The sequence below is a fragment of the Halopseudomonas nanhaiensis genome, from assembly GCF_020025155.1.
Lineage (GTDB): Bacteria > Pseudomonadota > Gammaproteobacteria > Pseudomonadales > Pseudomonadaceae > Halopseudomonas > Halopseudomonas nanhaiensis.
This window is the reverse complement of the sequence record NZ_CP073751.1, coordinates 1,855,190-1,867,648: the sequence shown is the minus strand read 5'-3', so window position 1 is coordinate 1,867,648 and position 12,459 is coordinate 1,855,190. Positions and strand designations below refer to the sequence as shown.

Below are 12,459 nucleotides of genomic sequence, written 5' to 3'. Positions count from 1 at the left end.
GCAGGCTATACCTCTCAAGGCGAACCAGGGCCGGGACCAAGGGTGCTTCGTACCGCCCCGTTGCGGCTACCTGCCTAAGGCGTCGAGAGCCATAAAAAAAACGGGGCACGGCCCCGCTCGGATACAGAGAGAACTGATGAATCTGAAAGATGTCGTCATCGTTGACGGAGCGCGCACTGCGATCGGCAGTTTCGGCGGCAGCCTCAGCGGCTTCAGCCCTGCGGAACTCGGAACCTTCGCAGCCAACGCGGCCATCGAGCGTGCCGGCGTGCCCGCATCGGACATCGATCACGCCGTGTTCGGGCACATCATTCCAACTGCTCCCCAGGATGCCTATGTCTCCCGACATATCGCGCTCAATGTAGGAATGTCCAGCGGGTCGGCGGCGCTCAACGTCAATCGCCTCTGCGGTTCGGCAGTTCAATCGGTCATCAGTGCTGCGCAGATGATTCTGCTCGGCGACAGCCGCATCGCCCTGGCCGGCGGCACCGAGTGCATGAGTCGGGGTGCCTACGTGCTGCCGAACGCACGAACCGGCTTGCGAATGGGAGACGGCGTCGCGGTGGATATGACCGTGGGGATCCTCAGCGATCCGTTTGGCAGTGGCCATATGGGCATGACCGCCGAACGTATCGCTGCACAGTACGGGCTGACTCGAGCCGAACTCGACGCCTTTGCAGCGCAGAGCCAGTCGCGTGCGGGCCGGGCCATAGCCGGTGGTCACTTCCAGAGCCAGATCGTGCCCGTTCCAGTAAAGCAGGGCCGCAAGGAGTTCCTCTTCGATACCGACGAGCATGTACGTCCGGACACCACCGTCGAGAGCCTCGGCAAGCTGAAGCCAGCCTTCATGCAGGACGGTCTGGTGACCGCTGGAAATGCCTCAGGCATCAACGATGGTGCTGCGGCGCTGGTGCTGACCAGCGCAGACGAAGCGAAACGTCGCGGGTTGAACACACGGGCCCGGCTGGTCGGTTATGCCTTCTGTGGGGTCGACCCCGGCGTCATGGGCCTGGGCCCGATATCGGTGGTCGAGAAACTGTTGGCCACAACCGGCCTGACGGTAGGTGATCTCGACGTGATCGAATCGAACGAAGCCTTCGCCGCACAGGCCCTGGCTGTCAGCCGGGCCTTGAAGCTACCGGCAGAGAAGGTCAATCCCAACGGCGGCGCTGTCGCCCTGGGGCATCCGGTTGGTGCGACAGGTTCAATTCTGATCATCAAGGCGATGGCCGAGCTCGACCGCATACGCGGTCGCTACGGTTTGATCACCATGTGCATCGGCGGTGGTCAGGGCATCGCCCTGATGATCGAGCGACTTGCCTAGCGCTCTGTCACTCGTTTTATGAATCCAAAGTGCGCGGATTCCGGCGGTGTCGAGGAGCCGCGTGTCGATGTCTGGTTCAAGCAGGAGTGGGTTCTGATGCAGTCAGCAAGTACGCAAGAGCTGGAGCTGTTCCGCGATACCGTGACCCGGCTCCTGCAAGCCGAGGTTGCACCCCATTACGACGCCTGGGAGCAGGCGGCCATCGTGCCCCGAGCACTATGGCGCACGCTGGGTGAGGCCGGTCTGCTATGTGTCGACCTGCCGGAGGAGTACGGCGGCAGTGCTGCGCCATTCAGGTACTCGGTGGTGGTCGGCGAGCAGCTGGCCCGGCTGGGGTTCGGTGCGCTGGCGACCAATCTGATGGTGCATTCGGATATTGTCGCTCCGTACCTGAATCATCTGGGTACCGAGGCGCAAAAGCAGCACTGGCTGCGGCGGATGGCGTCAGGCGAAGCCGTCGGCGCGATTGCCATGACCGAACCCGGGGCGGGGAGCGATCTTCAGGCGATCCGAACCAGCGCAGTACGCGACGGCGAAAGCTACGTGCTCAATGGCTCGAAAACCTTTATCACCAACGGCCAGCACGCCGATCTGGTGATCGTCGCCGCAAAAACCGACCCGTCCGCGGGGGCGAAAGGCATCAGTCTGTTCCTGGTTGATGCGTCGTTGCCCGGGTTCAGTCGCGGTCGCAACCTTGACAAGATCGGACAACATTGCGGCGATACTTCGGAGCTGTTTTTTGCGGATCTGCGGGTGCCGGCCTCGGCACTGCTGGGTGAGGCGGGGCGGGGGTTCGTCTATTTGATGCAGGAACTGCCCCGCGAACGTCTGATGATCGGCGCGCTGGGGGTGGCCGCTGCGCGCGGTGCGCTGGATCTTACTGTCACCTACGTGCAGGAACGCCAGCTGTTCGATCAGAAGCTGTCAGCGCTGCAGAACACCCGTTTCGAGATCGCCCGCATGGAGACCGAGTGCCGGATCAACGCGGCTTTCGTCGAGCAATGCATCGGGCAGTACGAGGAGGGAGAGCTGGATGCGCCTACCGCCTCGATGGCCAAGTACAGCGCGACTGAAATGCAGTGTCGCGTCACGGACGGATGTCTGCAGTTGTTTGGTGGATACGGATACTGCAGCGAGTATCCCATCTCACGTGCGTTTGCCGACGCCCGGGTGCAGCGGATCTACGGCGGCACCTCCGAAGTGATGAAGGAGATCATTGCCAGATCGATCCTCGGACGCACCTGATCTACCCGGCGAAGCGGTGCCGGGCTGGTATCAGGGCGCAGGGGTCAAGGCAGGCTCTGTCGGCAGGTCGTCAGGCACCGTCGTCAACATCTGACGCACACGGGCAGACAGCAGATCGACGGCGAAGGGCTTGGTCAGCACCTGCATGCCCGAAGGCAGGTTGCTGCTGCCAAACACCACGGACTCGGCGTACCCGGTGATGAACAACACCTTCAGGTCCGGCCGTACTTCCAGCCCGGCGTCGGCCATTTGGCGGCCATTCATGCCACCTGGCAAGCCGACATCGGTAATCAGCAGATCAATGTGCACGTCAGAACGGAGCAGCTTGAGACCAGCGACGCTGTCTGCCGCCTCGATGAGGGTGTAGCCGTTATCACCGAGTGCTTCCCGAAGCAGCATTCGAACTGTTGGCTCGTCGTCGACGATGAGAATCGTCTCGCCGGCGTCCGAGTACGCGGATGGCGACATCTCCGCCAGACCCTCTACCGTTTCGACAGCGCCTTCATGTCTCGGGAGATACAGGCAGATGGTGGTGCCTTCACCGGGTGTCGAGTCGATCCGAACCTGACCGCCGGACTGTTGGGCGAAACCGTAAATCATAGACAGTCCGAGGCCGGTCCCCTGACCAATGGGCTTGGTGGTGAAGAACGGGTCGAACGCCCGAGCTACAACGTCTGGCGGCATGCCGATGCCAGTATCGATGACGCAGATCAGAAGATAGTCGCCAGCCGGAACATCTAACGCTTCGGCGTCGGCTGCGTCGATGACCTTGTTGTGCGTGGCGATGGTGATCCGGCCTCCACTGGGCATCGCGTCCCGGGCGTTCAGGCAGAGGTTGAGGAGGGAGTTTTCAAGCTGACCGGGATCGACGAGGGTTGTCCAGAGATTGTCTGCTGCGTTGGCATTGACGGTAATGCCAGGTCCCACCGCGTGCTGGATCAGCTCGAGCATTCCGCGGATCAGTGCGTTGGTATCGGTTGGGCGCGGGTCGAGCGTTTGCCGGCGCGAGAACGCCAGCAGTCGGTGGGTCAGCGATGCCGCCCGTCGAGCGGCCCCCTGAGCGGCGACGATGTACTGGCCGAGCTCGCCGGTGCGTCCGTCGGCAACGCGCTTGGCCATGAGCTCCAGCGCGCCGGAAATCCCGGCAAGCAGGTTGTTGAAGTCATGTGCGAGACCCCCGGTCAATTGACCGACGGCCTCCATTTTCTGCGACTGACGCAGCTTCTCTTCTGCCTGCATCAGTTCATTGGTTCGCTCGGCTACCCGCTGCTCCAGCGTGTCATTGAGTGCCCTGAGGGCTGCCAGCGCCCGGTCGCGTTCGGCTTCGACGGCGCGCCGCTCTTCGACATCCAGCAGCACGCCGGGAAATCGGATTGGAACGCCGTCGGCGGTGTGCTCGACACGGCCATTGGCTTCGATCCAGTAATACAGGCCGTCAGAGCGGCGGACTCGATACTGATGGGCATATGCGCCGCCGCGGGCAATGACCTCGTTGATGGCTTCCATCAGGCCGGTACGGTCGTCCGGATGCACGGTTTCGACGACCTGCTCCAGGCTCAGCCCGTCATGCCCCAGTGAGGGATCGAGGCCGAAGGCATTGGCGAAGCCTTCATCGACGGTGAAGCGGTCGTTCGGCAGGTCCCAATGCCAGGTTCCGATGATCGCACCGGCGGCGAGTGCGAGCTGGACGCGCTCTGCCGAGTCGCGTGCCAGCAGTTCACTCTTGCGTAAGCGCTCCTGCGCGTTTCGCCGCTCGGTTATGTCATGAAAAATGATCGCGATCTGACGTTCGTCAGGATCGCCGACGCGCACGGCGCGGACGTCGAACCAGCGCGAGAAGGCCTCGGCGTAGTTCTCAAAGCTGGCCGGCTCGCCGGTCTTGGCGACCTTGCCATACAGCTCGAACCAGGACTGCTCAAGCTGCGGAGCAAATTCGGTGACCCATTTGCCGTGCAGATCGACGCCAGCCTGATGTACGAATGCGGGATTGACCTCGACGAAACGGTAATCGACCGGCTTGTCTTGCTCATCGAACTTGACCTGGACGATGGCGAAGGCCGCCTCGATGGACTCCAGAATGGTGCGAAAACGCTCTTCACTCTTGCGCAGCGCCGCCTCGGCGAGGCGCATCTGCGTAAGGTCGAGCATGGCGCCAATCATGCGCAGCGCGCGACCTGCGCCGTCTCGTATTACCTGGCCGCGGTCGAGCACATCCGCGTAGGAGCCGTCCGCGCGCCTGAATCTGTACTCATCCGTCCAGCCGGAGACGCTGCCCTGTATCACTCCCTGTACCGAGGCGACGACGCGTTCGCGATCGGCCGGATGAATCTGAGCCACCCACCACTCACCCGTCAGCTCGATAGAACCGAGCGGGTGACCATATGCACGCTCCAGCTCCTCGTTCCATCGGACGTGCCCGGAGACGAGATCCCAGTCCCAGATCGCGTCGTTGGTCACCTGCGCGACGAGTTGATAACGCTCCCTGAGGTCATGAACGCCGCTTAACGCGTCGTGGGACAGGGTAGAGGGCTGATCAGCGCGATGCTCAGGCCCGCGAGCTCCAGGCCCGTTGGCGCTATTCGCTGGAACGTGTTGAGCGTCATCTTCCAAGATATGTCCTTCACAAAGGCTCGCTGATCCCACCGCTGGCACCATCCTGGGCTGCGTCGGAGGAGAGGTTCTGGCACCGCTGTATGAGCCGGCAGGCTCGCATCACTACCGTTGCAACGGACCATCGCGGCCGTCCTGCCCGTCCACTATCGCGAGCGCAAGCGTTGGATCAAGCCGGCGACCGGTAGAAACGAGTCATGCAACCCGCACACCATACATGACATGCGAGCAGCTCGAAACGCGTCGGCGCTATGCGGTTACGTTAGTGTGCAATGGCAGGATCGCAAGTTCCGCCAGGCGGGCAGGGAAGCCGTAGCCTGGTTGCACGCTCAGAATTCGCGCTGGCAGAGCGAAGCTGCTTCGTCGCGATCCTCGGATGACAGCATCGAATCGATATCTGACGGGACGAGCCGGAGGGCGCGTTCGGCCGCTCGGCGGTTGCTGCTCCCCTCGAATGCCAAACCTGCCTGAGGATCTGCGGCAGGGGAGAAGTAACGCACAGAAACGCCCAGTGTTTCGATAGGAGCGTCTGCCGCTTCCTTTCTCGGGCGGAATCCACGACTTTCCCATACACCACGAAAAACCACTGCTGCCTTTTCGAATTCGCGAAGGCACAGCAGTTTCGTCATGACCTTCCACTGGCGCAGCGTCGTCATGAACGCCCGGCGGCGTTTGGCGTACTTGCGCGTGACGAACATTTCATTGCGGATCAGGTGGCGATGATAGCGGATGCGGTTGGGATTGCTTTCGGCGAAGATATTGATCGAGCCGCTTTCCTGGCGCAGATGCTGCACACGACTCGCCCCGACCATGAAGCCGGGCACCTGCCGGGTCACCCGCAGCGTGTACTCTGTATCCTCGCCCCAGATGAACATCGAAGCCAGAGGCAGGCCATGCTCCTGTAGTGTTTGGCGTGGTACCAGGATGGATACGAAGGTGGCTCTGCGCACAGGTAGCAGGCCGTGTTGTACAAGCTGTGGCCAGGCCGGGTAGCCGATCGAGTTGGCGCGGTCATCGACATCCGGCGTGTTGGTTATCAAGCCGGTTTCGGTAAACGCGGTCGATACCAGAAACGCCCGATCAATCTCTTCACGCTGGAGTAACGCGTCTGCCTCTTCCAGCCGCAGCAACGCGTCCGGCTCGGGAATCACGTCGTCGTCCATCATCCAGACGAAGTCTGCGCCGTTTTTGTAAGCAATCCTGAAGCCGGCATTAAAGCCACCCGAAGCGCCGATATTCTTTGAAAGCGCATAGACTTTCAAAAAAGGAGAATGCTCCTGTCGAAGCATGTCCTCGGTGCCGTCCGTGCTGGCATTGTCGATGACTATGACTCCGTCGCATGGGCGCGTTTGAGCATAAATCGCGTCGAGGCAGCGCTTCAGCAATTCCTTGCGGTTGTAGGTGAGTACTACAGCGAACACTTTGCTCATGCCCATATTCCTTGCAGAGATATCCTTGACGACAAGGCGGCTTCCGGCTGTCGATGTATTTTCAAACATCGCTCAGATCACGCCACACCGCGGGCGGTTCCCGCCTTGGTTCAATAAATCGTCAACCGTATGACTGGCCGTCTTGGCTGACACCGGCGAAACCCCGATACATTTACCCTTCCGCGCTCGCTTGTGCTCCGGCAGAAAATTGCGGATGCTCATCGCCTGCCGGTCTGCTTCGCCTGGACTGGTCCATGGCACTTCGCAGGCCATTTGAGGTGATGTATCGCATGGTTCAACTGAGATCGTTTGGCGACGCCTACAGAGCGCTGGTGATCGGCGGAAGCGGCGCGTTGGGCGGGGCGTTTTGTGATCAGCTTGACCGTGACCCGGCATGCACGGGGGTGACGAAGGTCGACCGGCGGACTTATCCGGATTTCGACCTGGAGCGCCCCGAGAGTATCGCTTCGTTGGCGCAGAGTCTGCGCGCGCAGGCGCCCTATGATCTGATCATCCTCGCCACAGGCATCCTTCATGGGGACGGTGTGCGGCCTGAGAAATCGCTCTCTGCAGTTGACCCCGAGACCCTGCAGAAAGTGTTTCAGATCAACGCGCTCGGTCCGGCGATGATACTCAGGCACTGCCTGCCGTTACTACATCCGGCAGGCGTCATGGCGCTGCTGTCTGCAAAAGTGGGCAGCATCGAGGACAACCGTCTCGGCGGATGGTATGCCTATCGAGCGTCCAAGGCGGCATTGAATATGCTGGTGAAAACGGCGGCCATCGAGCTGGCCAGGCAGCGGCCGCAAGCCAGATTGCTGTGCCTGCACCCGGGTACGGTAGTGTCGAAACTCTCGGAGCCCTTTCGGGGGGCGGCGAACGCACGTCCTGCTGCGCAGGCGGCAGCCGAGTTGCTCGCGGTGGTCGACGGCTGTTCAGTCGAGGACAGTGGCGGTTTTTTCTCCTACAGCGGCGAACGCCTGCCCTGGTGAATCGAGGACATATGTCATGAAGATCAAGGAACTCATCCGCCAGGCCTTGGCAAGGCAGATATCGGAGCTGGAACTGTTGTCGCTCGAAGGGGGCATCTATCTAGTACGAGCGCGGACGCAGGACCGCTTTCATACCTTGCTCGATGAGCGTGGCAAGCCAATGCATCTACGTTCTGCTACCCAACTGCGCGATCTACTGAGGGACATTCCAGATTCTGTACCGGAGCTCCGCTGCGTACTGGTACAGCATGTGGTGCATGATGAGATGTGCGGTGTGCGGCAGGGTCCGGTCGAACCGTTACGTGTGCCTATATCGCTCACATCCGCGTGGTAGAGGGGCTCATTGGGCGGGGAGGGTGCCTGGAGAGAACGCCTCGGGCGCCTGACGATGGCGCCCGAAGCGAGAGCGATCAGGGTTGTTCGGGCCGCTCTTCCTGCTCATCCGGCATGGTGACGTCTACGTCGGGGACCTCAACAGTCTTTTCTTTGGTACCTACGTCAACATCGGCGGTTTCAACGTCATACTCCGGCATGTTGCCACCTTCTGCCGAAACATCCACTTCGGGCATGCTGCCTTCCTCAGTCTGTTCCACATCGCATGCAGCGATGCTCAGCGCGCCAAGCACGATAGCGGCAGGGGCAATCCATTTTTTTAGTCCGATCATGTGCGACTCCCATATTGGTTTCACGAAGCGAAACGGTTCAGTGCGAACCGTGCGCGCTTATCACAAAGACAATGTCTCGGGGCGGGAGTTCGACCAACGGCATCAACTATGCGTGGTTCTTTCCATCGGTCGAGCGCGCTGTAGGCAATCGCTTACACGGCGTGACGGCAAACGACTCTTTTGCCGAACCAGGGGACTGCCTAATATTGGTCATGCAGGAGCAAGGCAGGATGCCGGCGGAGATGGATCGAAGCGGGGGCGGCAGGGAGCATGCCCATCATGGATGATCAGGGACGAAGCAGTAAAGCTGGTTCAGGGATTGGCCAGGGCGTCATGGACGAGCCTCAGGGATGAACAAGATATTGAAAGAACCTCGCTTCGGCGGGGTTTTTTCTTTTCTGGTGTTCGAAATAGCGTTCCACCGGTGCACCGTCCGCTGCTGATTGGTCCGTTGGAGCGCATGGGTAGCGTCCAGCTCGAAGCCGTCCAACCGAAAATTCGGTGGCGAGGCAGGATTCTCCGATTCATACTGACTCAAAGGAGTCACCGCCCCGGCGGTACGAAATTTCCTGCACGAGGTAGTACATGGTTTCATCGCGCCCGATCGTTTCGACAGGTAATGCTGGTTTTGACACAATCCTCAAAGGAGGACTTCCCAGCAACAGACTCTATCTGCTTGAAGGAACGCCAGGTTCGGGCAAGACGACGTTAGGACTGCAGTTCCTGATGACGGGCGTCGCCGCCGGCGAGCCGGTTCTATATATCACTCTCTCGGAAACTGCAGAGGAGCTCGAGAGCGTCGCTGCCTCCCACGGCTGGACCCTGGACGGCATCAACCTCTTCGAGTTCGCTTCCACGAACGAGGCGCTCGGCGAAATCTACGAGCAGTCGATTCTGCATCCCTGGGAAGCCGAGCTGGGCAACACGATCAAGCTCATCCAGGAGCGAGTCGATGCCCTCCAGCCAAAGCGGCTAGTGTTCGACAGCCTGTCAGAAATGCGTCTGCTGTCTCAGGATCCATTGCGCTATCGGCGCCAGGTGCTCGCCCTCAAACAGTATTTTGCCGGACGGGACATCACGGTTCTACTGGTCGATGACCTCACCGGCTCGGGTGGCGAACGCGACAATCATCTCCACAGTCTCTGTCACGGCGTGGTAACGCTCGAACGGCTCACGCTGGATTTCGGCGCAGCGCGGCGACGCTTGCAGGTACAGAAGCTGCGTGGCGTCGACTTCGTCGCCGGGTACCACGATTTCACCATCCGCCCTGGCGGCCTCGAAGTGTACCCGCGGCTGGTCGCCGCCGGTCAGCATGGGGTGTTTACCGGTGAAGCCGTGAAGAGCGGCATCGAGGAACTCGATGACCTGCTGGTCGGCGGCCCGATGCGTGGTACCAGCACGCTGTTGACCGGTCCCGCTGGCGCAGGCAAGACCACGCTTTCGCTGGTTTATGTAGCAGCGGCGTGTGCTCGAGGCGAAAACTGCACGATTTACGAGTTCGACGAGCGTGTCACTACGCTGATTGCCCGAGCTGACAGCATGGGCTTGAGATTCAGCGAGTTTCTGGAGTCTGGCCACCTGACCATCCAGCAGATCGACCCTGCAGAGATCTCGCCCGGGGAGTTCGCATGGCGGGTACGCTCCGAGGTAGAAAAGCGTCAGTGCGCCATGATCGTCGTGGACAGCCTCAATGGCTACATGGCAGCCATGCCGCAGGAACAACAACTCATTCTGCAAATGCACGAGTTGCTGTCGTACCTAAGTCAGCGGGGGGTGGTCACCTTTCTGATCAACCCTCAACATGGTCTGCTGGGCTCGATGATTACCAATCTGGAAATCTCCTACGTCGCCGATTCCGTAGTGTTGATACGCTTTTTCGAAGCGCAGGGTCGGTTGCGCAAGGCCATATCGGTGCTCAAGCACCGTGCGGGAGCGCACGAAGACGGTATCCGGGAGTTGCGCATCGACTCTCAGGGTGTGCGTGTCGGGGAGCCGCTGGTGAACTTCCGCGGTGTACTGACCGGAACGCCCGAATACTTCGGGGCGGAGCGCCCGCTGATGGAAGAGCGGCAGCGTGGCTGAGCGACAAGCAGAAGCGAAAACGCTGTCGGTCGTTGCGCCTTTCAAGGGAGACGTGGAGAGTCTTTCCAAGCTTTTCGGGGACAAGTACTCGCTGCAAATCCACCCCGACCTTTCTTCGCTGGCAGCTGCCCTCGGCGCCGGAACCGGGCTGATAATGCTGACCGAAGAAGCCCTGCTCGGTGACGTCGGCGTTCTGGGTGAGGCCTTGGCTCGGCAACCGAGCTGGTCTGACATCCCGATCATTTTGCTGGCTTCCAACAACGGCCGTTCCGGGCGCGATACCGAAACAGCTCGGCGCCGGCTGCCACGATCCGCTGGCTACGTCATCGTGCTGGAACGGCCGCTGAGCTCGGCATCCCTGCTCAGCGCGGTGGCCGCTGCGTGGGGTTCCCGGGAACGCCAGTTCGACATGCGTGACCGTCTGGCCGAACTCGCAGAGGAGCGAGGCAGGCTGCGTATCCTGTTGGAGAACGTCCCCGTTGGCATCAGTTTCATGGATGCCGATGGGCGCTCGGTCATCAGTAACCCGCTCTATCGACGGTATCTGCCCAGCGATCGCATTCCCTCCAGCGAGCCGGAAATCAGCGCTCGTTGGGTTGCGCTGGACTCGGCGGGCAAGAGGCTCGAGCCCCACATGTTTCCGGGGGCTCGTGCGCTGCGGGGTGAGCCCTCGAACGGCGTTGATTTCTGCCACATGTTGGAAGACGGTGGAGAATCGTGGATGCGAGTAAGCGCGGTTCCTCTGTACGACGAGGAGCGTCAGATCATTGGTGCGGCTTCGGTCATGCTCGACATCAACGAGGAGAAGCGGGCAGAACTGTCTCTGCGCCGCTTCAACGAGGAGCTTGAGATTCAGGTCGAGGCGCGTACCCGCCAGCTCAATGAAGCCATTGAGAAGTTGAGGACCGAAAGCGACGAACGCGCCCGTGCCGAAGCGCAGCTGCGCCAGTCGATGAAAATGGAGGCGGTGGGGCAGTTGACCGGCGGGATTGCTCATGACTTCAACAACATGCTCACCGGCGTCATCAGCGCGCTGGACCTGATCAGGATGCGCCTTGCCAGTGGCAAGCCCGATGACGTCGAGCGCTTCATGGACGCCGCGACAAGCTCAGCCCAGCGTGCCGCAGGACTCACTCAACGGCTGCTCGCCTTTTCAAGGCGCCAGCCGCTGGATGCCAAGCCGCTGGCAATCAATCATCTCGTCGCATCATTGAAAGACCTGCTGCAGCGGACCGTGTCTGAGCAGATCGTCCTCCGGCTCGATCTGTGTCCGGACGATCCCTGGATTCTGGCGGACGCCAATCAGCTGGAAAATGCCGTACTCAATCTGGTCATCAACGCGCGCGACGCCATGCCCGATGGCGGCACCCTGGTAGTGCGAACGCGTCTGCTGAGCCCGCCGCTATCAGGCGCAGAGGCGCCGGGCGAAGTCCGTATTGATGTCGAGGACACCGGCTGCGGCATTCCCGAGCAGGTGCTGAACAAGGTAATGGAGCCGTTCTTCACGACCAAGCCGATCGGCCAGGGTACGGGCCTTGGCCTGTCCATGGTCTACGGCTTTGCTCAGCAGAGCAACGGGCGACTCTCCATCGAAAGTGTGCCGGACGTCGGGACCACTGTGTCGATGTCCCTCCCGGTGCATGCCAAGCTCGAAGTCGCCACGCGACTGGCGGGAGACATCACGGTCTCCGGCAAGGGACAGTCGATTCTGTTGGTCGAAGACGACGACTCGGTGCGTTTGATTAATCAGGAAGTACTCGAAGAGCTGGGCTATGAAGTGTGTGCAGCGCGTGATGGCGATGAGGCGCTGGAATGCTTTCACGCGCTGAAGCGGGTCGATCTGCTTGTCACCGATGTGGGCCTGCCAGGCATGAACGGTCGGCAATTGGCGGAAGTCATCCAGCAGTTGCGGCCAAGGCTGCCGGTACTCTTCCTCACCGGCTATGCCGAAAGTGCCCGCGCCCAGGCCGATTTTTTGGGGCCTCACATGCAGCTCCTGACCAAGCCCTTCAGCCTTGATGTGCTGGCGAACAGGGTGGCGCAGATGCTCGATCAGAGCAGTCCAGGCGCGACCGAGTCGGACCGTCGCACCGGATAGCGGGCAAGGCGGG

9 protein-coding genes are annotated in these 12,459 nt (G+C 60.9%); 6 read left to right on the top strand and 3 right to left on the bottom strand.

Going from position 1 to position 12,459, the window contains the following annotated elements; translation table 11 throughout:
- Positions 1-136 precede the first annotated feature (136 nt).
- The gene (gene bktB, locus KEM63_RS08395; RefSeq protein WP_223650645.1) at positions 137-1,324 is read left to right on the top strand and encodes a beta-ketothiolase BktB; all 1,188 of its coding nucleotides are present in this window, start codon (positions 137-139) and stop codon (positions 1,322-1,324) included.
- 96 nt (positions 1,325-1,420) lie between these two features.
- Complete coding sequence (locus KEM63_RS08390; RefSeq protein WP_223650644.1) at positions 1,421-2,569, top strand: acyl-CoA dehydrogenase family protein; 1,149 nt, start codon at positions 1,421-1,423, stop codon at positions 2,567-2,569.
- 30 nt (positions 2,570-2,599) lie between these two features.
- Here KEM63_RS08390 and KEM63_RS08385 read toward each other — a convergent pair whose 3' ends face one another.
- Together KEM63_RS08385 and KEM63_RS08380 are read right to left on the bottom strand one after the other, a co-directional pair.
- Positions 2,600-5,089, bottom strand: a complete 2,490-nt coding sequence (locus KEM63_RS08385) for a PAS domain-containing protein (RefSeq protein WP_223655847.1) — start codon at positions 5,087-5,089, stop codon at positions 2,600-2,602.
- 419 nt (positions 5,090-5,508) lie between these two features.
- Positions 5,509-6,609: a glycosyltransferase family 2 protein gene (locus KEM63_RS08380; protein WP_223650643.1), complete on the bottom strand. Its 1,101-nt coding sequence runs from the start codon at positions 6,607-6,609 to the stop codon at positions 5,509-5,511.
- A gap of 281 nt (positions 6,610-6,890) precedes the next feature.
- Between KEM63_RS08380 and KEM63_RS08375 the strand changes: the two genes are divergently transcribed.
- Together KEM63_RS08375 and KEM63_RS08370 are read left to right on the top strand one after the other, a co-directional pair.
- Positions 6,891-7,601 (top strand): SDR family NAD(P)-dependent oxidoreductase, encoded by a 711-nt coding sequence (locus KEM63_RS08375; RefSeq protein WP_223655846.1) that lies wholly within the window; start codon positions 6,891-6,893, stop codon positions 7,599-7,601.
- A gap of 16 nt (positions 7,602-7,617) precedes the next feature.
- Entirely contained in the window at positions 7,618-7,935 is a 318-nt protein-coding gene (locus KEM63_RS08370) for a DUF6482 family protein (RefSeq protein ID WP_223650642.1), read from the top strand.
- Between the two features lie 76 nt (positions 7,936-8,011).
- Here the strand turns inward: KEM63_RS08370 and KEM63_RS08365 are convergent, their stop codons facing one another.
- The gene (locus KEM63_RS08365) at positions 8,012-8,266 is read right to left on the bottom strand and encodes a hypothetical protein (RefSeq protein WP_223650641.1); all 255 of its coding nucleotides are present in this window, start codon (positions 8,264-8,266) and stop codon (positions 8,012-8,014) included.
- Positions 8,267-8,851: 585 nt separating this feature from the next.
- Here KEM63_RS08365 and KEM63_RS08360 point away from each other — a divergent pair.
- Positions 8,852-10,348: an ATPase domain-containing protein gene (locus KEM63_RS08360; RefSeq protein WP_223650640.1), complete on the top strand. Its 1,497-nt coding sequence runs from the start codon at positions 8,852-8,854 to the stop codon at positions 10,346-10,348.
- The gene (locus tag KEM63_RS08355; protein ID WP_223650638.1) at positions 10,341-12,446 is read left to right on the top strand and encodes a hybrid sensor histidine kinase/response regulator; all 2,106 of its coding nucleotides are present in this window, start codon (positions 10,341-10,343) and stop codon (positions 12,444-12,446) included. Before KEM63_RS08360 ends, KEM63_RS08355 begins: the two co-directional genes overlap by 8 nt.
- Positions 12,447-12,459 lie beyond the last annotated feature (13 nt).